At 54.9% G+C, this 20,998-nt stretch carries 20 protein-coding genes; 9 read left to right on the plus strand and 11 right to left on the minus strand.

All coding sequences use genetic code 11. From position 1 onward, the window contains the following. The first annotated feature begins 243 nt into the window (after positions 1-243). The gene (locus tag FIV00_RS28860) at positions 244-453 is read left to right on the plus strand and encodes a hypothetical protein (protein ID WP_152503928.1); all 210 of its coding nucleotides are present in this window, start codon (positions 244-246) and stop codon (positions 451-453) included. A gap of 398 nt (positions 454-851) precedes the next feature. Then, entirely contained in the window at positions 852-4,208 is a 3,357-nt protein-coding gene (locus tag FIV00_RS28865; protein WP_152503929.1) for a PAS-domain containing protein, read from the plus strand. Positions 4,209-4,281: 73 nt separating this feature from the next. Here the strand turns inward: FIV00_RS28865 and FIV00_RS28870 are convergent, their stop codons facing one another. From FIV00_RS28870 to FIV00_RS28895, 6 genes are all read right to left on the minus strand, one after another. After that, positions 4,282-4,689 (minus strand): F0F1 ATP synthase subunit epsilon, encoded by a 408-nt coding sequence (locus tag FIV00_RS28870; RefSeq protein ID WP_152503930.1) that lies wholly within the window; start codon positions 4,687-4,689, stop codon positions 4,282-4,284. A 91-nt stretch (positions 4,690-4,780) separates the two neighbouring features. Beyond that, on the minus strand, positions 4,781-6,205 hold the full coding sequence (atpD, locus tag FIV00_RS28875) for a F0F1 ATP synthase subunit beta (RefSeq protein WP_152503931.1): 1,425 nt from the start codon (positions 6,203-6,205) through the stop codon (positions 4,781-4,783). A 25-nt stretch (positions 6,206-6,230) separates the two neighbouring features. Then, entirely contained in the window at positions 6,231-7,115 is an 885-nt protein-coding gene (locus FIV00_RS28880; RefSeq protein ID WP_152503932.1) for a F0F1 ATP synthase subunit gamma, read from the minus strand. Between the two features lie 33 nt (positions 7,116-7,148). Further along, the gene (gene atpA, locus FIV00_RS28885) at positions 7,149-8,678 is read right to left on the minus strand and encodes a F0F1 ATP synthase subunit alpha (protein ID WP_152503933.1); all 1,530 of its coding nucleotides are present in this window, start codon (positions 8,676-8,678) and stop codon (positions 7,149-7,151) included. After that, complete coding sequence (locus FIV00_RS28890; protein ID WP_152503934.1) at positions 8,678-9,238, minus strand: F0F1 ATP synthase subunit delta; 561 nt, start codon at positions 9,236-9,238, stop codon at positions 8,678-8,680. Before FIV00_RS28890 ends, atpA begins: the two co-directional genes overlap by 1 nt. 338 nt (positions 9,239-9,576) lie before the next feature. Continuing rightward, positions 9,577-9,936 carry a DUF1428 domain-containing protein gene (locus FIV00_RS28895; RefSeq protein ID WP_152503935.1) on the minus strand — a complete coding sequence of 120 codons (360 nt, stop codon included), beginning with the start codon at positions 9,934-9,936 and terminating at the stop codon, positions 9,577-9,579. A gap of 74 nt (positions 9,937-10,010) precedes the next feature. Between FIV00_RS28895 and FIV00_RS28900 the strand changes: the two genes are divergently transcribed. Beyond that, positions 10,011-10,457 (plus strand): MarR family winged helix-turn-helix transcriptional regulator, encoded by a 447-nt coding sequence (locus tag FIV00_RS28900; protein WP_152503936.1) that lies wholly within the window; start codon positions 10,011-10,013, stop codon positions 10,455-10,457. 21 nt (positions 10,458-10,478) lie between these two features. Here the strand turns inward: FIV00_RS28900 and FIV00_RS28905 are convergent, their stop codons facing one another. Beyond that, positions 10,479-12,677 (minus strand): primosomal protein N', encoded by a 2,199-nt coding sequence (locus tag FIV00_RS28905; protein ID WP_152503937.1) that lies wholly within the window; start codon positions 12,675-12,677, stop codon positions 10,479-10,481. Positions 12,678-12,950: 273 nt separating this feature from the next. Here FIV00_RS28905 and fsa point away from each other — a divergent pair, with 273 nt between their 5' ends. Next, the gene (fsa, locus tag FIV00_RS28910; protein ID WP_152503938.1) at positions 12,951-13,604 is read left to right on the plus strand and encodes a fructose-6-phosphate aldolase; all 654 of its coding nucleotides are present in this window, start codon (positions 12,951-12,953) and stop codon (positions 13,602-13,604) included. Between the two features lie 14 nt (positions 13,605-13,618). Here fsa and FIV00_RS28915 read toward each other — a convergent pair whose 3' ends face one another. Continuing rightward, on the minus strand, positions 13,619-14,566 hold the full coding sequence (locus FIV00_RS28915; RefSeq protein WP_152503939.1) for a sterol desaturase family protein: 948 nt from the start codon (positions 14,564-14,566) through the stop codon (positions 13,619-13,621). Positions 14,567-14,718: 152 nt separating this feature from the next. Here FIV00_RS28915 and FIV00_RS28920 point away from each other — a divergent pair, with 152 nt between their 5' ends. Next, entirely contained in the window at positions 14,719-15,669 is a 951-nt protein-coding gene (locus FIV00_RS28920) for a tyrosine recombinase XerC (RefSeq protein ID WP_209006745.1), read from the plus strand. A 21-nt stretch (positions 15,670-15,690) separates the two neighbouring features. Here FIV00_RS28920 and FIV00_RS28925 read toward each other — a convergent pair whose 3' ends face one another. Continuing rightward, entirely contained in the window at positions 15,691-16,194 is a 504-nt protein-coding gene (locus FIV00_RS28925) for a GNAT family N-acetyltransferase (protein ID WP_152503941.1), read from the minus strand. Positions 16,195-16,335: 141 nt separating this feature from the next. Here FIV00_RS28925 and FIV00_RS28930 point away from each other — a divergent pair, with 141 nt between their 5' ends. The 3 genes from FIV00_RS28930 (at position 16,336) to FIV00_RS28940 (ending at position 18,218) form a co-directional block, all read left to right on the plus strand. Then, a complete protein-coding gene (locus FIV00_RS28930) occupies positions 16,336-16,740 on the plus strand; it encodes a serine/threonine protein kinase (RefSeq protein ID WP_152503942.1) in 405 nt (134 codons plus the stop codon). A 118-nt stretch (positions 16,741-16,858) separates the two neighbouring features. After that, complete coding sequence (locus FIV00_RS28935; protein ID WP_152503943.1) at positions 16,859-17,092, plus strand: hypothetical protein; 234 nt, start codon at positions 16,859-16,861, stop codon at positions 17,090-17,092. Between the two features lie 166 nt (positions 17,093-17,258). Further along, entirely contained in the window at positions 17,259-18,218 is a 960-nt protein-coding gene (locus FIV00_RS28940; RefSeq protein WP_152503944.1) for a metallophosphoesterase, read from the plus strand. A 57-nt stretch (positions 18,219-18,275) separates the two neighbouring features. Here FIV00_RS28940 and FIV00_RS28945 read toward each other — a convergent pair whose 3' ends face one another. After that, entirely contained in the window at positions 18,276-18,914 is a 639-nt protein-coding gene (locus FIV00_RS28945) for a cation transporter (protein ID WP_152503945.1), read from the minus strand. Between the two features lie 88 nt (positions 18,915-19,002). On the opposite strand from FIV00_RS28945, the gene FIV00_RS28950 reads away from it, so the two are divergent. Next, the gene (locus FIV00_RS28950; protein WP_152503946.1) at positions 19,003-19,422 is read left to right on the plus strand and encodes a helix-turn-helix domain-containing protein; all 420 of its coding nucleotides are present in this window, start codon (positions 19,003-19,005) and stop codon (positions 19,420-19,422) included. Here FIV00_RS28950 and FIV00_RS28955 read toward each other — a convergent pair. Then, positions 19,416-20,948 carry a hypothetical protein gene (locus FIV00_RS28955; protein ID WP_152503947.1) on the minus strand — a complete coding sequence of 511 codons (1,533 nt, stop codon included), beginning with the start codon at positions 20,946-20,948 and terminating at the stop codon, positions 19,416-19,418. The two genes, FIV00_RS28950 and FIV00_RS28955, sit on opposite strands and share 7 nt — an antisense overlap. Positions 20,949-20,998: the final 50 nt, after the last annotated feature.

Here is a 20,998-nt window from a genome sequence, read left to right on the forward strand (position 1 = left end):
TCTTACCAATGATTAACCCGGTATGCACTCAGCGCAAGTCCGCAATGCCAGGTATACTATTGCATTTTTGTGACATGCCGCTTATGTAATGCCTGCGCTTGCTGAAGGGTGCCCATTGAGGGTTGGACTGAGTTGAGGTCCGAAGCGCCTATAAATCCGATTTCTAACAAGAGCTGTTCGGATCCTCTCCTCCCGAGGATGGTCGAGCGCTTTTGTTGCTTGGCGAGAATAAAGGAAAACGACATGGCTGACTTGTCTCTCCCGCGTCCGGGCTGCTGTAAATGGGCAGAAGGCGATGCTGGTAACTACATCTTCCCGTGCAATAACCGCGTTGAAGCGGGCGTTTCTTATTGCTCAGAACACAGCGCAATCGTCTACATCCCGCCGGAAGAGCGTCGTCGCAACCGGTCAGGTGGTGGCGGTATGAGCCTGTCCTTCCGCCGTGCGGCCTAACTGAATTCAAGCTGCTCAGAAACAATAGCAGTTCTTTCGTGGGTCTCCCACGTACCTTTAGACCCGGTCTCTATGGCCGGGTTTTTTATTGTCTGATCGCAAGATATCTCTGGGCGATCCAAGCTTGATCTGACAACAAAGAAACCCAATACAACCATAGGGTCAACCTTGATAGTTCTGCGCTATTAAAAATTTAGATACGATGTAAATTCTACTTATATTCTGTATTTAATTATTTCCAACACCTTTTAATTTCGTTGAGATTACGCGAATACTAAAGTTTTCAGAGACAGTTTTCTTAAAGTTGTAAACATTAATCTTTTATTGCGAATGCTCGTGTACGTAATAATGGTCTATATTCGATCCAGGCAGACCAATCGAAAAAGGGCGAGTCCTGTATGGAAGTCTCGCAACCGCCAAACGAATCCGATCGGCTCAAGGCACTTCATGCCTTGCAGATCCTGCATTCTGAAAGATTGCCGGAGTTTGATGCTGTCGTTGAGGCTGTCGCCACGGTATTTGAGTGCCCAATATCGCTGATATCCATTGTTGATAAAGACCAGCAGTGGTTCAAAGCCAAATGCGGTCTCGACGCCGACAGCACATCGCGAGATGTATCCTTTTGCCAGCATGCGATCCTTTCCGACGACCTGTTCGTCATTCCAGATGCCCGAAAAGACGCTCGCTTTCGCGACAATCCTTTGGTCACAGGTGACCCGTTCATTCGTTTTTACGCCGGCTGTCCGATATCCATCGATGGTAAGAACAGGTTGGGCACCTTGTGTGTCATCGACCGCGAGCCAAGGTCGCCGAGCGACGCACAGTTGGCGCAACTCAAACGATTCGGAAAAATTGTAGAGGGCTTGATCAAGTCGCACAGGGCGGAACTGCAGGTGCAGGATGCCCTCGACAAGGCCGAAGCGGAGAGCCGGCTCGCCACACAGGAAAGCGAACTCCTTGAAGAAATTGCGACTGTCTCCGGTGTCGGCGGTTGGGAACTGGATCTCGACACCAACCAATTGATCTGGACAGACAAAACCCGGGAGCTGCACGAGGTTGACGCCGATTTTGTTCCCAGCGTCGATACCGCGCTTTCTTTCTATGCACCCGATGGACGTGAAATCATAAGTGATGCGGTTGCCCGTGGCATTGAAGAAGGTATCGGCTGGGATGTCGAACTGCCTTTCATAACCGCAAAGGGCAACGAACTCTGGGTCCGGGCTGCCGGACGACCCATTTTCGAAAACGGCCGCGTTTGCAGATTGGTTGGAGCATTCCAGGACATCACCGAACGGCTTATGTCCGAAAAAGCTGTCCGTAGCTCCGAAGCCGTGCAGCGTACGACGCTGGAAACCCTTCGCGAGGGTATCCTGGTTCTGAGCGCAACCGGACGGATCCAGTCACTCAATCCGGCCGCAGCAAAAATGCTCGGCCTCACCGCAAAAACTGCAGCGGGCCAAAATGTCCAGGATCTTATTGCAAATATCCGGTTTCAAACAGAAGACGGCAAGGCGGACGATGACGTTCTGACCAGAGCCGCAAAACTGCCGCACGAAGTCAACAACCACATCGTCAAGATGAACCGTTCAGGTGTGTCTTCATCAGTCTGGCTTCGGATTGATGCAAATGCCACGGCGAGCGCTGGCGGAGCCGGATTGGATCTCACCGTTGTTTCGCTCGCGGACATTACCGAGACAAAACTCCAGGCTGAAACGCTTCAGGTCGTCTTCGACAACATTCACGGCGGACTTGTCTACTACGATGAAAACCGTCGCCTTGCCGCCAACAATGATTATTTTCAGCAGCTGTTGAAGCTGCCGGAAGAGTTTATTGACACAAAAGCATCGCTCCAGGAAGTGGCCGGTTTCCTGGCTCGCCGCGGAGATTTTGGACCGGGAGACCCCGATCAGCTCATCAAGGAACGCTTTTCTGTTTTCGACAATCCCGAGCCACACGTTTACGAGCGCGCCGGGCCAGACGATACGACGCTTGAAATTCGAGGAAACCCCACACCCAGTGGCGGCCTCGTAACAAGTATCTTCGATATCACGGAGCGCAAGCGGACTGAACAGTCACTCAAGATCTCGGAGGCCGTCAATCGTGCCACCCTGGCTGCTGTGTCCGAAGGCATCTTTTTGTTTGATTCAAACGGCATCATTCAGGTCTGCAATCCGGCAGCTGCCGCCATGGTAGGGTACCGAGCAGATGAATTGGTCGGAATGGCGGTTCAGGACCTGGACGTCAACATACAGTGCAGCCTCAATGGTCAGCATTGCGACCCGTTCGTTCTTGCCGTGGATGATCCCGATTTCGTTACGGACCTGATTGCGAGCATCACGCCTCACGATTGCGAGACCAGCATCTGGTTGCGAGTAAACGCGAGATCAATCGACCCTTCCGAAGAATTCGGCCTGAAGGGCGTTGTCGTTTCGATGGCCGACATTACGGAAACGAAAGCGCAGGCTGATCAGCTTCAAATCATTTTTGACAATGTGCCTGGCGGCTTTGCCTATTTCGACGCAGGCCATCAGCTGGCCTTCTACAATGACGAATTGATCGAAACATTGCAGGTTCCTCGCGATCTCCTGGAACAGAAGCTGCACTTGCTCGACTATTACAAGTTCAATGCTCAACGCGGGGACTATGGCCCTGGCGACCCGGAAGTTCTTGCACTGGAAAGGTTCAAGGCGTACCCACCTGATCAGCCCCACGCATTTGAACGGTCGACGTCAGACGGTCGCTATCTCGACATCAGGAGCACGCCGCTGCCAAGTGGCGGCTTCATCTACAATTTCTTCGACATCTCCGAACGGCGGCGCATGGAAGAGAAGATTGCGGAAAGCGAACGCCAGGCGCATCTGCGCGGTGACGAACTTGAAGCTATTCTTGCCAATATGCGTCAGGGCGTCAGCGTTTTTGACAAGACCGGACGTTTGTCTCTTTGGAACCAACAGTATCTCGAGATTTTCGGCAAACCGGAAGGTGAAGTTCGCAAGGGTGCAAGCCTCGTCGAGCTGATTGAGGCCGAAAAGGCACGCGGCGAGTTTGATGGAGATGTCAAAGCTCATGTCATGGATCTGATGATCCAACTGTCCGCCGGTGATGTCGTCCGTTCCAAATTCAAACACCCGAGTGGCAGGGTGGTCAGTGCCGTTCATGCCCCGATGCCGGGCGGTGGTTGGATTGGCACCCATGAGGACATCACGTCGCAAGAACTGGCTGCTGAAAAAATCGAATACGCGGCACATCACGATATGCTCACCGGTCTTGCCAACAGAACACTGTTCAACAAGACACTCGATGAAGCTCTCGACCGCGCCATTCTTTCAGAGCACACGGGCGATCTGCTCTTGCTGGACCTGGACCGTTTCAAACCAGTCAATGACACGTACGGTCACGATGTCGGAGATGAAATCCTCAAACAGGTCGCTGAACGAATGAAGGCGTGTGTCCGCTCAACCGACCTTATTGCGCGGCTCGGCGGTGACGAATTCGCCATTATTCTCAATTGTACCGGAGAACATACGGCTGAAATTGCTGCGCGCATTGTGAGTAACATCGAACAGCCGTTTACGGCACTTGGACACACGGTCTCCATTGGTGTGAGCGTCGGTATTTCGCCAATCTTCGGCGAAACCGAAGATGTAAGTCCGATCATCAAACAGGCAGACATCGCTCTTTACGAAGTCAAGAAGAACGGCCGAAACGGCTTTCGGTTTTTCGACGGCAATCTAACCGAAGCAACTGTCAACTAAGACAGTTTCCATAAAAAAGCGCGGCCCGTTGCCGGACCGCGCTATCAATCAAATTACCCGTTAGAGGGTGGCCTCAAGCCTTGTTCAAGGCTTCAACCACATCCTTCAACTGTGCCAGGGTGTTTTCAGCACGCTGTTTGGTTGCATCATCCTTGGCGTCAGCAACGTCTTCTTCAGCGTTTTTGATCGCCTGATCAAGCTGCTCCCGGCTGATTTCGCCCACAGGCACAGCCTGTTCAGCCAAAACTGTCAGGCCACCGGCTGCAACATCGGCAAAACCGCCACGCACGAAATACTCGTCCCAGCTGTCGCCGTCCCGGCGCACTTTCAAAATGCCGGGCGTGATCGTCGACATGAACAGGGCGTGGTCTTTCAGAACGCCAAACTCGCCCTCTGTGCCTGGAACAACAACTTCAGACACCTGTTCGGAGAGGAGCTGGCGCTCCGGCGAGACCAACTCAAACTGGAAAAGTTCGGCCATTTGGCGTCTTCCTTGTCAGTCAAATTTCAGATGGGCAAGCCATCAGACTAAGAACCGGACACCGTGTACGGTGTCCGGAGATATTGGAGCCTTAAGCGGCTTCGGCAGCCAGACGCTGAGCTTTCTCGATCGCTTCGTCAATGGAACCGACCATGTAGAAAGCTGCTTCCGGCAGGTGGTCATACTCACCTTCAACCAGGCCTTTGAAGCCTTTGATCGTGTCTTCCAGAGCAACAAGCTTGCCTGGAGAACCGGTGAAGACTTCGGCCACGAAGAACGGCTGCGACAGGAAGCGCTCGATCTTACGTGCGCGAGCCACTGTAAGCTTATCTTCTTCAGACAGCTCGTCCATGCCGAGGATGGCGATGATGTCCTGAAGTGCCTTGTAGCGCTGTAGAGTGACCTGAACCGAATATGCGGTGTTGTAGTGCTCTTCACCGATGATACGGGCATCCAGCATACGGGACGAGGAATCCAGCGGATCCACAGCCGGGTAGATACCTTTTTCAGCGATGGCACGGTTAAGAACCGTGGTCGCATCCAAGTGGGCGAAGGTCGAAGCCGGTGCCGGGTCAGTCAAGTCATCGGCCGGGACGTAAACGGCCTGCACGGACGTGATCGAGCCTTTGGTCGTGGTGGTGATGCGTTCCTGCATCGAGCCCATGTCCGTGGCCAAGGTCGGCTGATAGCCCACAGCGGACGGGATACGACCCAAGAGCGCGGACACTTCGGAACCAGCCTGCGTGAAGCGGAAGATGTTGTCGACGAAGAACAGAACGTCCTGACCTTCATCGCGGAAGTGTTCAGCAACCGTCAGACCGGTCAAAGCAACACGAGCGCGGGCTCCGGGAGGTTCGTTCATCTGACCGTAAACAAGTGCCGCTTTGGAGCCTTCTCCGCCGCCTTCCTTGTTCACGTTGGATTCAATCATTTCCCAATAAAGGTCGTTGCCTTCACGGGTACGCTCACCAACACCGGCGAAGACAGAGTAACCACCGTGCGCCTTAGCGATGTTGTTGATCAATTCCATGATCAGAACGGTTTTACCAACGCCGGCACCACCGAACAGGCCGATCTTACCACCCTTCGCGTAAGGCGCCAGCAGGTCAACGACCTTGATGCCCGTAACCAGGATTTCAGCTTCAGTGGATTGCTCGATGAATTCCGGAGCTTCCTGGTGAATACCGCGCTTGGTTTCGTGCTTGATTTCACCAGCGTCATCGACGGGCTCACCAATCACGTTCATGATGCGGCCCAGCGTGCCATCACCAACCGGAACCATGATAGCGGCGTCCGTGTCGATCACTTCCTGACCGCGAACCAGGCCCTCGGTGGAGTCCATCGCGATGGTGCGAACCGTGTTCTCACCAAGATGCTGCGCAACTTCAAGCACCAGGCGTGTGCCCTGGTTGTCAACTTCAAGAGCGTTCAGGATCAACGGCAGATGGTCATCGAACTTGACGTCGACAACGGCGCCGATGACCTGGGTGACCCGTCCGACTTTTTTGTCAGCCATATCCCTAATCCTCGTATCGATCCCGTTAGAGCGCTTCAGCGCCCGAGATAATTTCAATCAATTCCGTCGTAATCTGAGCCTGGCGCTGGCGGTTGTAGCTGATCGTCAGCTTGTCGATCATTTCACCAGCGTTTCGGGTCGCATTGTCCATTGCGGACATACGAGCACCCTGCTCAGACGCAGCGTTTTCCAGAAGAGCCCTGAAAACCTGCACGGAGATGTTACGCGGCAGAAGATCCGCAAGGATCTCGCCTTCGTCAGGCTCGTATTCGTAAACCGGCTGCGCGCCGTTATTGCCCGTATCTTCTTCGGCCTCAAAGCTTGCCGGGATCAACTGCTGGGCAGTCGGCTCCTGGGCAATCACCGATTTGAACGTGGCATAGAAAAGCGTGCAGACATCGAATTCGCCATTTTCGAACATGCCGAGAATTTCGCGACCGATTTCGTCAGCATCTGTGAAACCAACATGTTTCACACTGCGCAGATCCACGGTTTTGATAACGTACTGCCCAAGCTCGCGCTTCAACGCGTCATAACCCTTTTTGCCAACGCAAAGGATTTTGACCGTCTTGCCGTCGGCGATCAGGCTGCGTGCCTTTTCACGTGCGAGCTTGGCGATATTGGTGTTGAAGCCCCCGCACAGCCCACGTTCAGCCGTAGCGACGACCAGGAGATGCACCTGATCGCTGCCCGTACCGGACATCAGCTTCGGAGCGTCGTCGCGGCCCTCAAAAGCCACCGCGAGGTTGGCCAGCACGGCGTCCATGCGTTCCGCATAGGGGCGTGCAGCCTCCGCAGCTTCCTGAGCACGACGCAGCTTCGCCGCGGCCACCATCTGCATGGCCTTGGTGATTTTCTGCGTCGCCTTCACGGAAGCGATGCGGTTTCGTAAGTCCTTCAGGCTCGGCATGGCCGCCCCTGCTCCTTATCCCGGCGTGTGGTCTTAAGCGAAGTTCTTGGCGAACGCGTCGACGGCAGCTTTCAGCTTACCGGTCAGATCGTCGTCGAGAGCCTTCTTTTCCCAGATGGCGTCCAGCAGGTCCTGGTGTTCACCACGCAGGAACAACAGCAAGCCTTCTTCGAAATCTTTCACCCGGTCGACCGGATGCGTATCGAGATAGCCGTTCACGCCAGCGTAGATCACGGCAACCTGCTCTTCCGTTTTCAGCGGCGAGAACTGCGGCTGCTTCAGAAGTTCGGTCAGGCGCGCACCACGGTTCAGCAGGCGCTGCGTTGTGGCATCGAGATCGGAGCCGAACTGCGCAAATGCCGCCATTTCGCGGTACTGAGCAAGTTCACCCTTAATCGGGCCGGCAACCTGTTTCATCGCCTTGATCTGCGCTGAAGAGCCAACGCGGGAAACCGACAGACCGACGTTCACGGCCGGGCGGATACCCTGATAGAAAAGGTCGGTTTCCAGGAAGATCTGACCGTCGGTGATCGAAATCACGTTGGTCGGAATAAACGCGGACACGTCGTTGCCCTGGGTCTCAATGACCGGGAGCGCCGTCAGGGAGCCGCGGCCATGCTCTTCATTGAGCTTTGCCGAACGCTCCAGCAAACGGGAGTGAAGGTAGAAAACGTCACCTGGGAACGCTTCACGTCCCGGCGGGCGGCGCAGAAGCAGAGACATCTGACGGTAGGCCACAGCCTGTTTGGTCAGATCGTCATATCCGATCACGGCGTGCATGGAGTTGTCGCGGAAGTACTCGCCCATGGCGCAACCGGAGAACGGTGCAAGGAACTGCAGCGGTGCTGCATCGGAAGCGGTCGCGGCGATAACGATGGAATATTCCAAAGCGCCGGCGTCTTCCAGGGTCTTCACGAACTGAGCAACGGTGGAGCGCTTCTGACCAACCGCAACGTAAATGCAGTAGAGTTTGGCGTCTTCATCGTCAGAAGCATGCAGTGGCTTCTGGTTCAGGAACGTGTCGAGAATGATAGCTGTCTTGCCGGTCTGACGGTCGCCAATGACAAGCTCACGCTGACCACGGCCAACCGGGATCAAGGCATCAATTGCCTTCAGGCCGGTCGACATCGGCTCGTGAACGGATTTACGCGGCAGAATGCCAGGCGCCTTAACGTCCACACGGCGACGTTCGGTCGCTTCGATCGGACCTTTGCCGTCAAGCGGGTTGCCGAGCGGGTCGACAACGCGGCCAAGCAGGCCTTTGCCAACCGGGACTTCCACGATGGCGCCGGTCCGTTTGACGGTGTCACCTTCTTTAATGTCACGGTCAGAACCGAAAATAACGACACCGACGTTGTCGGATTCCAGGTTAAGAGCCATGCCCTTAATGCCACCTGGGAATTCGACCATTTCACCAGCCTGAACTTTGTCCAGACCATAAACACGGGCGATACCGTCACCGACGGAGAGCACCTGACCAACTTCAGAAACTTCGGCTTCCTGGCCAAAGCTCTTGATCTGGTCCTTGAGGATTGCGGAGATTTCCGCGGCCCGAATATCCATCAGCCGACCTCTTTCATCGCGAACTTGAGTGAATTGAGCTTGGTACGCAGCGAGGTATCAATCATGCGTGAGCCGACCTTGACCACAAGGCCACCGATCAGAGCAGGATCAACATTCGCTACGACGTTTACGGATTTGCCCGTGGAGGAAGACAAAGCTTCCTTCAGGGCGGCGACATGTTCGTCGGACAATGGGGCTGCGGAGGTTACCTCAGCCGTTTCCTCGCCTCGCTTGTCTGCGAGCAGTGCGCGGAATGCCTTGATCATGCCGGGAAGAACGAAGAGGCGCCGGTTACGGGCGGCCAGCTTCACAAAATTTGCAGCGAGGCCGGAAATGCCTGCTTTTTCGAGAAGTGCAGTGAGCGCTGCAAGCTGCTCCTCAGCACTGAATGCCGGGCTCTTCACGAGACGGTCGAGATCTTCACTTTCGGCAAGCATGCCTTCGAAAGCAGTAAGATCCCGTTCCACGTCAGACGTTACGCCTTCGCCCTCTGCAAGGTCGAGAAGGGCGGATGCATAACGCTGTGCCACGCCGGATACGAGAGATACGTTGTCAGTCACCAGGTCCGTGCTCTCTGACTTTTTCCAGACCCGCAAAACGGCCAGCGTTCGCAAGGTATTGAAAAAATGAATGATTTCGAGGTCAGAAGGTATGACGGTTAAACCGTTCCCCCAAAGCCGCGCCTCAATTAGCACAGGGTTTCCCAGTGTGCAACTTCGCCAAAAGACTGTTTTTGACGATTCATAGGGGTTTTTTGATAGGCAGGCCTAAAAAGCCATGAAGATCAATGTCTCCGCCCCCGTCTAAACCTTTAGACGGTTTTGCGGCAGCAGCGATTTTTTATGCGCCGCGCGACTTGCTGCCTCGCGGCATCTCCGTGGATCTGATCGCAACAGGCTCAGTAGCTGACAAGAGGCTCGAACCCGCCGAAGATCATGCGCTTCATACCCATGATCTCATTTGCATTCGGCATGACCTCCTCCCAACGAGGGTCCGATTCCATCGTGGCCATACAGGCGTCGGCCGTTTTTTGGTCTGGCCAGACAATCCAGGAAAACACCACGGTCTCGTCGTCCTCCTTTTTGACAGCCATTGGAAAAGAGGTGACTTTTCCGTCCGGCACCGCCGTACCCCATGCCTCGCAGCAACTCAGCGCCCCGTATTCCTTGAAGAGAACCCACGATTTTTCCGCGATTTCCTTGTAATCTGCTTTTCGTGCCGTCTTCACCGGCAACAAAAACCCCTGAACATAGGTCATTCACTTGCCCTCCTGGCTGGAAACGGATGCAAGCATCGCATATGATTATGTTGATATCAACGTAATCATATGCGATGCACCCGGATCTGCCACTCTCGACAACACATGAAGTCCGCGACCGCTGTCTGTGCCTTCATCTGCAGCGCGCGGCGCGTCACGTGGGCCGCCGGTTTGATGAAGCATTGCGACCGTTCCAGCTTACAAACGGGCAATTCTCCTTGCTCATGGCGCTGAACCGGCCCGACGCACCAAAACTGGGGGAAGTTGCCACGTTGCTGGTCATGGATCGCACCACGCTGACCGCAAATCTCAAGCCTTTGGTGCGCCGTGACCTATTGACGATAGAACCGGACCCTGCGGACCGGAGAAGTCGCAGACTGTTGCTTGGCGATGCCGGCAGAATGTTATTGATCGACGCCTTGCCTGTCTGGCGTACCGTTCATGAGGCAATCGACGCCGAACTGGCACAGGTCGAGAGTGCCCCGATCCTGAAGCAACTGCTCGCACTCAGTTTCGATTGAGCTGATCGTTGTGTCTGCCCATTAAAGAAAGTGCTGCGGATCGATGTCCACCTGTACGCGCAGCCCCTTTGTCGGTTTCGGGCCCTGCCCGAGCCAGCGTCTTAAATAGGTCTGTAGGTCAAATTGACGCGGCGCCATCGCCAGCAATCGAAACCGGTATCTTCCACGCACCATCGCAAGAGCTGCTTCGGCCGGGCCGAGCAATGTCACAGCCTGATCGTTTGGCGCTGACCGCGCCAGCGCTCTGGCGTACGCTTCAGCGAATGACTTGTCTGGCCCTGACACAATGAGCGCTGCCAACCTTCCAAACGGAGGCAATCCGGCCGACCGCCTTGCTTCGATTTCCGCCTGATAAAAGGCATGTTTGTCGCTTGACAACAGTGCCTTGATCACGGGATGGTCGGCATTGTAGGTCTGAAGAAAGCCCTTTCCACCGCCAGTTACCCGGCCTGCGCGGCCGGTCACCTGTGCAAGCAGCTGAAATGTTTTTTCCGCAGCTCTCGGATCCCCGTGGGCGAGACCCAGATCGGCATCGATAACGCCGACCAGTTTCATCTTTGGAAAATTATGTCCCTTGGCGACAAGTTGCGTGCCGATAACGATGTCGGCACCGCCCTCTTCGACGATCTTCATTTCCCGTTTCAAGCGCTCCGGGCCGCCAGCGATATCGGACGAGAGCACCAGCGTGCGCGCCTGGGGAAAGAGATCCGAAACCTCTTCGGCAATTCGCTCTACTCCAGGCCCGCATGCCACCAGACTGTCACTGCTGTGACAGGACGGACAGGATTGCGGAACCGGCTCGGAGTGACCGCAATGATGGCAGACGAGCTTCTTTTGAAACCGGTGCTCCACCAGCCAAGCGCTGCAATGAGCGCACTGGAAACGATGGCCGCATGTTCTGCAGAGCGTCAGGGGCGCATAGCCGCGCCGATTCAGGAACAGAAGCGACTGATCACCACTGCCGAAGGTTTCGCGAATGCCGTTTACAAGAGCGGGCGCAAGCCAGCGGCCGCGCTCCGGACCATCCAGTCGCATATCGATTGCCTGCAGGTCCGGCAGCGAAGCCCCGGACGCCCGTTCAGGCAACTCATATAGGTCGTACCGTCCCTGCTCCGCGTTGACGATACTCTCAACCGATGGCGTCGCGGAGGCCAGTACGACGGGAAACTTCGAAATGTGCCCCCTGACGACTGCCATGTCCCTGGCACTGTAGGGAACCCGGTCATCTTGTTTGAAAGCCGCGTCGTGCTCCTCATCGACAATGATCAGGCCGAGTTCCTTGAATGGCAGGAACAGTGACGAGCGAGCACCGATGACGACCCTGACATCACCGGAAGCTGCCCCGCGCCAGACACGGGCTCGTTTGCGCGGTGTAACTTCCGAATGCCACTCTGCCGGATAAACGCCGAACCGTTGTTCAAACCGACGCAGGAATTGTTCGGTCAATGCAATTTCCGGCAGCAACACCAACACTTGCCGGTCCCGCCGCAAAGCTTCTGCAATCGCCTCGAAATAGACTTCCGTCTTTCCCGATCCGGTTACACCGTCAATCAACGCGACACTGCCGCCTTGTTTGGAGAAGCTGCGGATCAAGCCTTCTACCGCGGCTTGTTGAGAAGAGGTCAGCGGTTTTTGCGAATAATCGATCTGTGGTTTGGGGAGCGGCAACGCCGCCGGCATCATGACCACTTCCAAAACGTCCTGATTTATCAACCCGTCGATGACCGATGGCGAAACCCCGGCAGCGTGGGACAAACCGCTTTTCGTCCACGCAAAACCGTCTTCCATCGTTGCAAGGACGCGTCCGCGAGCTGCGGTCATTCGGTCCGGTTCAGCACCGTCGATGCGGCGGACACCTGGAACGGGCGCTTCCGGTTCCAAGGCTTCCTCCGATCTAAGCACCATACGCAACACCATGCCGGGCGCGCCGAGTGTCCAAGAGGCTACCCAGTCGACGAAACGCCTTAGATCCTCATCAAGCGGCGGGGTCTTGTCGTAGACCCTGGTAATGGATTTCAGCTTTTTGGGATTAATTGCTGCGTCCGGCTGATCGTCCCAGACAGCGCCGATCACCTCACGCGGACCAAGAGGTACCTTGACGATTGTGCCGGGTACCACGGTTTCACCTGGCGGCACCTTGTAGGTATAGGCAACCGGCACGGCAACGGGCACCAAGACACTGGCAATCGCTTCAGGCAGCTCTGAGTCGTCAAACAGCACGGAGTATCAGGTCCTCACCGTCGCTTGCCAGCTTGTCCGGTTCATGTGGCAACACCTCGAATTTGAAAAAACAATGCCGCCGTCTCGCTCAAGCGCAAGCTCCGTTCGCCTTGAGGTACGTACCGCAAAAAAATCATCCACCGAAGAATCAGGGGTTCTTCTTGTCATCATCCTAGGGTAAAGAGAGCGCAGCTGACCACGCAAACGTTTTGCCCCGCTACCGGGATAAGACATCCGGCGACCGAACGGGCGCCTCACAAGGAGTACAAATTCATGAAATTCTTTGTCGACACTGCCGACGTCGCTGAAATCAAGGAACTGGAGTCCACCGGTCTATTGGACGGTGTGACAACCAACCCGTCGCTGATTGCGAAATCCGGCCGTGATTTCAAGGAAGTGATCGCAGAAATCTGCTCGATTACAGAAGGCGACGTTTCAGCCGAAGTTGCTGCAACCGACTTCGACACCATGATCAAAGAAGCCAACGTGCTGCGCGCGATCGCAAATAATGTGGTCATCAAACTGCCGTTGACTTTCGACGGCCTGAAAGCGTGCAAGAAGCTGACGGAAGAAGGCACGAAGACCAACGTCACGCTGTGCTTTTCCGCGAACCAGGCGCTCCTGGCCGCGAAAGCAGGTGCAACCTACATTTCACCGTTCATTGGTCGCCTTGATGACATTCATGCCGACGGCCTGGAGCTGATCAGGGAAATCCGAGTGATCTATGACAACTACGGCTACGAGACGGAAATCCTGGCAGCCTCCATTCGCACGCCGAACCACGTCAAGGATTGTGCCATCATCGGTGCCGATGTTGCGACCGTTCCCCCGGCAACGCTGAAAAGCCTCGTCAAACACCCTTTGACCGACAAGGGTCTTGAAGCTTTCCTCGCCGATTGGGCGAAGACCGGACAGAGCATCCTTTAAGCAAACAAGAAACGTTACGACGTTGCAGTGGACGCATCGGGCTCAACGGTCCGGTGCGTTTCTGTTTTTGCCAGGTCATCCGGAACCGACGTTTGAGCTTTGCGTGAAGGGCGAAACAGCTTCAGAGCCAACTTACCCCACACGGCAAACGGATAAAGGATCAGTTTCACGACATCGTTTTCCGGAACGCCTTTCGCACCCAACGGTTCGTGGCAAGGGCCAGGAACGTAATATGTTCCAAAGACAAGGTCGAAAACCGGAAAGATGTTTGCCAGGTTTTTGCCATAGGCCTCCGGCAAATCTGCATGGTGCCATTGGTGCATGCGCGGTGACGCAATCACATATTTAAATGGTCCGTGGTCCCAGTCGACATTGATGTGGACGTACATATTGTGAATTGTCAACAAAATTGCCCCAATCCCCATAGCGCCCGTCGGAAAGCCAAGCCAACTCAAAAGTAGGATGAAGGACAAGGCCATAAATGCCGATTCAAGAAAGTGAACTCGGTAAGCTGTTAACGCATTGATATCGGGGTCCGAATGATGAACAGCATGTATGGGCCATATCCATCTATGGTGCATCAGACGATGATTCCAATAGTTAGCAAAGTCGTAACAGATCATTGCCAAGGGAACGAGCAACCAGGCTGGAACGCTTTCCCAAAAGCTCTCGCTGATACTGGGTAGTCCAATCGTGTCGTAAAACTGTTTCACAGGATTTGTCAGCAAGTATACTGCAGGTGCAAACAACAAATTTCCCCACCAAAAAGCCATGTTTGCACCAACGCTTTTCAGAAGACGTCGCGGCCAGTTAAACCTATAGCCTCGCCGGTGTAGATCGACCAAAACAACCAAAATGAGAAAGCCAATCGTTACCGCGAATGACAGGCTTTCGATACGCTTGTTGACCAGCAACAGCAGAAGCTCCTGCGCGCGTCGAGCAAAGTCATACAATACGTCCACCGAGGCAACTCCTTGCAAAATTCAACAAGCGTTTTAGCAACCCTTGCTTAAGTGACGGTAAAGTCGTCGCCGCCTGCGCTTTGCGTCAAAAACAATTCCCTTGTTAACGGAACAGTTGCGTTCTTTGAGTGTAATCGAGTGCCATGCCCACGATGTCTGCAGAACAAGATGCCTTGCTGACCACGGCCCAGCCTGATCTCAATCACCGGTTGGGTCTTTGGCTGGACCACCTGTCGGACGAACGGCGCCTTTCGGACAAGACACTTCTGGCCTATGAGCGGGACTTGCGCCAGTTTCTGAGGTTCTTGACAATGCACTTGGGTGGAGCGCCGTCCCTGAAAGACATTGCGGCCTTACGCCCGGTAGATTTTCGCAGTTTTCTCGCGAGCCGCCGTCGTCAGGGTGTACAAAGCCGTTCTCTGGCACGTGGACTTGCAGGCATTCGATCCTTTCTGAGGTTTTTGGAACGGCGCGGCGAGGTCAATGCCGCAGCTTCTTCGGCAGTGCGTCCGCCTCGCCAGGCTCGATCCTTGCCCAAACCCGTTTCCTCGAAAGATGCTGTCGATATCACCAGCGGCGATTTCGGGATGGAATCTGAGGCATGGATAGAAGCGCGAAATGCAGCCGTACTGACACTTCTTTATGGCTGCGGACTGCGCATTTCCGAAGCGCTGTCATTGACGAGTGACGCGGCGCCAAAACGTGAAACGAAAACGATGCGGATCATCGGAAAGGGTGGCAAGGAACGGATCGTGCCAATCCTGCCTGCAGTTGGCGAAGCCATCGAGCAGTATCTGAAACTCTGTCCGTATGCGGTCAGCGCAAAAGGACCACTTTTTCTGGGTGCACGCGGCGGACCACTCAATCCGCGTATGATCCAGCTGGCCATGCAGCGCTTACGCGGTGCACTCGGTCTTCCGGACAGCGCGACGCCTCACGCCTTGCGCCATTCCTTTGCTACTCATCTGCTGGCCGGAGGCGGTGATCTCAGAACCATCCAGGAGCTGCTCGGACATGCCAGCCTTGCTTCTACGCAAATCTATACGGAAATCGACAGCGCGCATCTTCTGAAAGCTTACGACAAGGCGCATCCGAGAAGGTGAGTTTTGCGTGTTCCTGGGAGGTCATTCCAGTCTTGGCAATTCATACACCGAGCGTGTTTTGTCATCGGGAAATACTTCCCGCGCGATCACCTTACCACCCAGCTTTTGAACAAGTTTGCGGGCAGCTTCATTGGCATCATCCATATGCGTTTCCACCAAAGACCAGCCATAGCTGTCATAGGCGTGCTTGATCGCCGCTCTTGATACTTCGACGGCTGTTCCCGTCCCTCTCGCTTCGGGCAAGAGCCACCAGGTCAGCTCACGCCGGGGCCAGCCATCCGGCCAGACAAACCCGCAGCCACCGATCGCAGCTCCGCCTTGTCTAGGCACAATCATCCAAAGCCCATACCCGCGCAGGTGCCAGTGTCCAACATGCCCGGCAAGCGCCCTCCAGGATTGATCATCGCGAAGTGGTCCGCCATAAAAACGCGATGCTTCGGCATCGGCAAAAAAGGTTCGATATACCCCAAGGTCCTGCACCTCGGGTGGGCGAAGCAGAAATTGCTCACTGTGGAGTGAGTGCATACTAACTCTCTGTTTTGACTGATGAGATTCTTAACGACCTTATCACTTTGCAAATGCGAATCTAGCAGGCGCGATGGTAATCGGTTAGGTTGAAGTCAACCACTCGACGTTTTTTCACCGAAGACACGTGGGAGAACAGACATGCGCATGGTGATGCTTGCAATCGCCTTACTGATGTTGTCCGCAGCGCCGTCACTTGCGCAGCGGATCTACTGCCCGATACCGGAAGACGGCGCCTGGCTCAATCCGGATGCCGAACCCAAACAAATCTCGCGCATCGAAGTGGAAAGCCGTTGCGAGAATGAACAGGTGAACGTGCGTGTCCGGGCCTTTACGTCCTGCATCCCGCGAGACTGCAAATGGGGTTGGACCAAAGCGGAATTGCGTTCAGATGGCGCAGTCGAGGTTTTGCTCGTCGGTTTCCTCAGCAGCAAGCAGATCACCTTGAAAGCATTCGGCGATCTTCTCGACACCCATGTTGTGAACATCGTCAATGACTTGTCGGAACCTCGTCGCGAAATCACCTATAATCTCAGGCGCAAATGAAACTGTTTTGCGCGGTCAAAGACAATCGGCTCCCGTTTTTTCCTTGCCAGATCCTCGATTTATCTTACCCTACGTTATGCTGCGTCTTTCGAACGCGGCCTGAAGACGGAGGCAGAGCATGCGTCTATTGAGCACCGGTGTTGCGGCCCTAGCCCTGACGGCATTTGCAATTGTTCCTGCAAGTGCCTGCTCCTGGGGAAAAACTGCAAAGTCGAAAAACATGACCGTCGCTGACACGACCGTCATACCCGAAGTTGACACAGATGTTTCCATCGCGACCAATGATCTGAGTGATGAAACACTAGAAGAAGCAATCGTTCTACCGGTTCCAGGCGACAAACCAGCCGAGTGAACCGGCTCCTCAAAAGAGCTCCAATCATGTCCCGCTGCTTTGCAGCGGGACTTTTTTGCATAGGCTTTGCACATATTCTCCTGAAAACGGCCCTCAAGGCGCCGCGAAACGAGTGCACCACCACTCTTATTTGCTGCAGCAACCAAGTTTTGGGGTGCAAGATTTCATGATTTCAAGACGACTGTTCTTAAAGGGGCTTGGATGCGCCGTCCTTGGAGCGATTTCCGCTCCAGCCTATGCGATTGGAGTTGAACCCTTTCGCCTGACGATCAAGGAGTACTGGCTGACGCCACCCCGCTGGCCCAAAGATCTCCGGCTCACTGCGGCTTTGATAGCCGACCCTCATATTTGTGACCCCTGGATGAACCTGGAACGGTTGAAGTTCGTTGTTGGCCGCACCAACGCGCTTAAACCGGATATCATCTTGATGCTGGGAGACTACGTGGCGAGCCACAAATGGCAGTATGATTCGATCCCGCCACAGGTGTGGGCAGATGTTTTCGGTGACCTGGATGCGCCGCTCGGCACGCATGCCATCCTTGGAAATCACGACTGGTGGGATGACCACGAAGCCCAACTGATCGGAAACGGCCCGACCAAGTACGGTCAGGCCCTTCTCAACGCCGGAATACCGCTTTACCAGAATCGCGCCGAACGCCTTACCAAGGATGGCAAAGCCTTCTGGCTGGCTGGACTTGATGACCAGCTTGCCCTCTTTCCCAGCCGCAAGCGAAAGCGGAAACACTGGCGTGGACTGGATGATCTGCCAGGAACCCTTGCCCAGGTGAATGACGATGCGCCCGTGCTACTCATGGCACATGAGCCCGACATTATCCGAAAGGTGCCTTCACGTGTGAGCCTGACCGTCAGTGGTCACACGCATGGCGGACAGATCAATGTCATGGGTTATAAGCCCGCATTCCCCAAGAAACACGGGAAGAACCACATCTATGGTCATATCGTGGAGACCGAAGGAACAACCCTGATGCGCCATTTGAGCCTCAAAACGAACCCAAGACACTTGGTCGTGTCCGGCGGTCTTGGTTGTTCAATCCTGCCGGTGCGCTTCGGCGTGCCGCCGGAAATTACTTTGGTCCACCTTGGCGATGCCAAAACCACGTCCTGACAGCTCTCTTGTCATCGAGAACTTTGAACAACGCTTTCCGGCAGACACCAGAATTCCCTACACGGCCTGGTGGGATTGCGCACTGTCCTGACGATACTCCCGGATAGCCTGCACGAAAATCTGGACTGCCGAGCTCAGGAATAGACCCGCCATCAAACCTGCCACGATCAGGTCAGGCCAGGCGGTTGTCGTGCCCCAAACACCGAGAGCCGCCACCATGACGGCCACATTGCCGATTGCATCGTTTCGCGAGCAAAGCCACACGGACCTTACATTTGCATCCCCATCCTTGTAACGCACCAGCAACAGCACGCTGAAAAGGTTGACTGCCAAAGCAAGAAAGCCGATCGACCCCATCACCGCGGCCTGTGGAACGCCAAGAACAAACACCTGATAAAGCGTTGTCGCCGCAACCCAAATACCCATAAGAAAAAGGCTGCCTCCCTTGAAGAGGGCCGCGAGCGCGCGTGTCCTCAAGGAAGCGCCAATCACAGCGAGTGAAATGCCATAGGTCACGGCATCGCCAAAGAAATCCAGCGCATCGGCCTGAAGAGCTTTTGATCCAGCTGCCTGACCTGCTGCCATTTCCACGACAAACATTCCGCCGTTGAGCGCAATCACCAACCAGAGGCGACGGCGATAATCTTGCGACATGCCGTCAAAGCGTTGATTTGAAGTGCCGCAGCACGCACCCATGGTTCACTCCTTGTCGAATCGAGCACTTGAATTCTCGACTTTGGCTCTTTCTAATTGCTATAGCGACTAGAGCTTCAAGAGGTTATTGATGGATTTTTCGATCGGAGAGTTGTCCCGCGAAACCGGAGTAAAAGTCCCAACGATCCGGTACTACGAAAAAGAGGGTTTGCTGGAAGCGCCCTTGCGGACCGAAGGCAACCAGCGCCGTTATCGTCACTCGGACCTTGAAAGACTGCGTTTCATCCGGCACTGCCGAGACCTGGGGCTACCGATGCAAGCGGTTCGGGATCTCATCGAACTCAGCCAACACCCTGACAAACCTTGTGCTGAAGCGGACCTAATCGCGGTGGATCAGCTCAAGGCTGTCCGGCAACGCATCGCCCACTTGCAGAGACTTGAAACCGAGCTAAGCCGTATTGCAGACAGCTGCAAAGGTGGTCACACCGTAATAGAGTGCAACGTTCTCAGAGCATTTGCGGATCACGGGCTTTGCAAGGATGATCACTGAGGTGAAGGGAGAATTCGCGACGTTGTTTCGTCACCAAAGACTTTGACCGACACGCCATCTTCCAGTCTTTCCAGTCGCAAAATCCGCCACCGTTCAACGGGAAGATTGCAGGACTGCCGACCCAACACACAGGAAAACTGCAGGACGCGCCGATAGTCCGGATCCGGCCACACCTTCTCAGCAACATCATGCCGGCCCTTGAGATACCCTGAAATCGTGTATTCGCTCACATACCAGGCATCGCCTTTCTTCAGGTCGAGAAGGCTTGTCGGACGCCCTTTGGGAAAGGTTCCACCCCACGTCCAGGCGAGCGCACCGCGGGTATTTTGGTTCAGGTAGTGCTGAGCCATAGTTTCATCGACAAACACGCGCTTACCATCTGACAAATCCTTCTCATAGGCAGCTGTCACCGCTTCGGAATTTTCCACTCGATCCGAGAGAATGTAAAAGCTGAAGAAATTGGCCGACAGAGCCAGAAAAAGGATGGCGAAGAGAGTTGCCTTCGCCTTGAGCCACCTCGACCCGACCACCGCATCCAGCGCGATCAGAAAAACCATTGAAGCCGCAAGGTTCCGGATCAGGGCTTTGTCGTGAAGAAAGGCCGCCAAAAACTGACCTGCCGCGAGAGCAGCGCAAATTGCAGCAGCGGCACGGTTATGGCGAAAGACGAGCGTTGAAGCGCCAGCGAACAGGACCGCGCGAAGAATTGCCTCGTCGTTGAAGCCACCCCCTGTTGAGCGGCTTGCGTGGAAGGTGAACTGCTCAAGAAACTCGGCAAATTCAAAATCAATTGACAGTGCAAATACCGCGAGCGCCAACAAGAGAGCTGAAAAACCCTCGCAAACAATTCGCAACAGATTTGCTTGACGCGTTGCCAGGCGCCAGATCTCCGTCACCGCGATAGCACCGAGGCTCCAGGCAAAGAGCGAAGGCGCTGCAAGAGGCGCAATGCCGAAAAGAAACTTGCTGAAGATGCTCACCACAACGCCCGGTCCTGCGTTGTCCCCGGCGCGGGAAGCCGCAGCACACAGCAATGGAAGAGACACGCACAGGCCTGACACAAAGAACAAGGCACCCGTCAGTTCCAGACGAAAGCCGGTAACGACATACAATGGCGCAAAAAGGAGCGGTGTGAACATAGCGGCAAGGCGCAAATCCAATCGCAAGCAGACAATCACGAAAACCAGGTTGGTCAGCGCAAAGCACAGAAACTCAAATGCAAGCAGCGCGGTCGTATCGGTGCCAACCACAGAAAAGAACAGCCCGGCGAAGATCAGATGCAGCCTTGGCTGCAAATGGTAGTTCTCAAGGCCGGGAAACTGGACCGCGAGCAGACTGTTCCAGTGGCGCCCACTCTCGGCAAATTCCATTGCCCAGGGTACAAAAAAAAGGTCATCCACATTGGCAATGCTGCGGTCGGGCCAAAAGAAAACCAATCCGCAAAGCAAAGGCAGTCCCAGCGCGGCCATGAAAACCAGCATGCCTGCTTTGTCATTTGATCCGTTTTCAGGCTCGTTCAGCGTCAAAGATCACCTGACTGCTTCAACAAAAAACCGGGAGCTCTTGTCACACAAGA

Origin of the sequence: Labrenzia sp. THAF82 (assembly GCF_009363435.1) — a bacterium.
GTDB classification, from domain to species: Bacteria; Pseudomonadota; Alphaproteobacteria; order Rhizobiales; family Stappiaceae; genus Roseibium; species Roseibium porphyridii.

Excerpts from the sequence above, each read along its gene's own strand:
- FIV00_RS28860 (WP_152503928.1), top strand. The coding sequence starts at position 244 with ATGGCTGACTTGTCTCTCCCGCGTCCGGGCTGCTGTAAATGGGCAGAA.
- FIV00_RS28865 (WP_152503929.1), top strand. The coding sequence starts at position 852 with ATGGAAGTCTCGCAACCGCCAAACGAATCCGATCGGCTCAAGGCACTT.
- FIV00_RS28870 (WP_152503930.1), bottom strand. The coding sequence starts at position 4,689 with ATGGCCGAACTTTTCCAGTTTGAGTTGGTCTCGCCGGAGCGCCAGCTC.
- atpD (WP_152503931.1), bottom strand. The coding sequence starts at position 6,205 with ATGGCTGACAAAAAAGTCGGACGGGTCACCCAGGTCATCGGCGCCGTT.
- FIV00_RS28880 (WP_152503932.1), bottom strand. The coding sequence starts at position 7,115 with ATGCCGAGCCTGAAGGACTTACGAAACCGCATCGCTTCCGTGAAGGCG.
- atpA (WP_152503933.1), bottom strand. The coding sequence starts at position 8,678 with ATGGATATTCGGGCCGCGGAAATCTCCGCAATCCTCAAGGACCAGATC.
- FIV00_RS28895 (WP_152503935.1), bottom strand. The coding sequence starts at position 9,936 with ATGACCTATGTTCAGGGGTTTTTGTTGCCGGTGAAGACGGCACGAAAA.
- FIV00_RS28900 (WP_152503936.1), top strand. The coding sequence starts at position 10,011 with ATGCACCCGGATCTGCCACTCTCGACAACACATGAAGTCCGCGACCGC.
- fsa (WP_152503938.1), top strand. The coding sequence starts at position 12,951 with ATGAAATTCTTTGTCGACACTGCCGACGTCGCTGAAATCAAGGAACTG.
- FIV00_RS28920 (WP_209006745.1), top strand. The coding sequence starts at position 14,719 with ATGTCTGCAGAACAAGATGCCTTGCTGACCACGGCCCAGCCTGATCTC.
- FIV00_RS28925 (WP_152503941.1), bottom strand. The coding sequence starts at position 16,194 with ATGCACTCACTCCACAGTGAGCAATTTCTGCTTCGCCCACCCGAGGTG.
- FIV00_RS28930 (WP_152503942.1), top strand. The coding sequence starts at position 16,336 with ATGCGCATGGTGATGCTTGCAATCGCCTTACTGATGTTGTCCGCAGCG.
- FIV00_RS28935 (WP_152503943.1), top strand. The coding sequence starts at position 16,859 with ATGCGTCTATTGAGCACCGGTGTTGCGGCCCTAGCCCTGACGGCATTT.
- FIV00_RS28940 (WP_152503944.1), top strand. The coding sequence starts at position 17,259 with ATGATTTCAAGACGACTGTTCTTAAAGGGGCTTGGATGCGCCGTCCTT.
- FIV00_RS28945 (WP_152503945.1), bottom strand. The coding sequence starts at position 18,914 with ATGGGTGCGTGCTGCGGCACTTCAAATCAACGCTTTGACGGCATGTCG.
- FIV00_RS28950 (WP_152503946.1), top strand. The coding sequence starts at position 19,003 with ATGGATTTTTCGATCGGAGAGTTGTCCCGCGAAACCGGAGTAAAAGTC.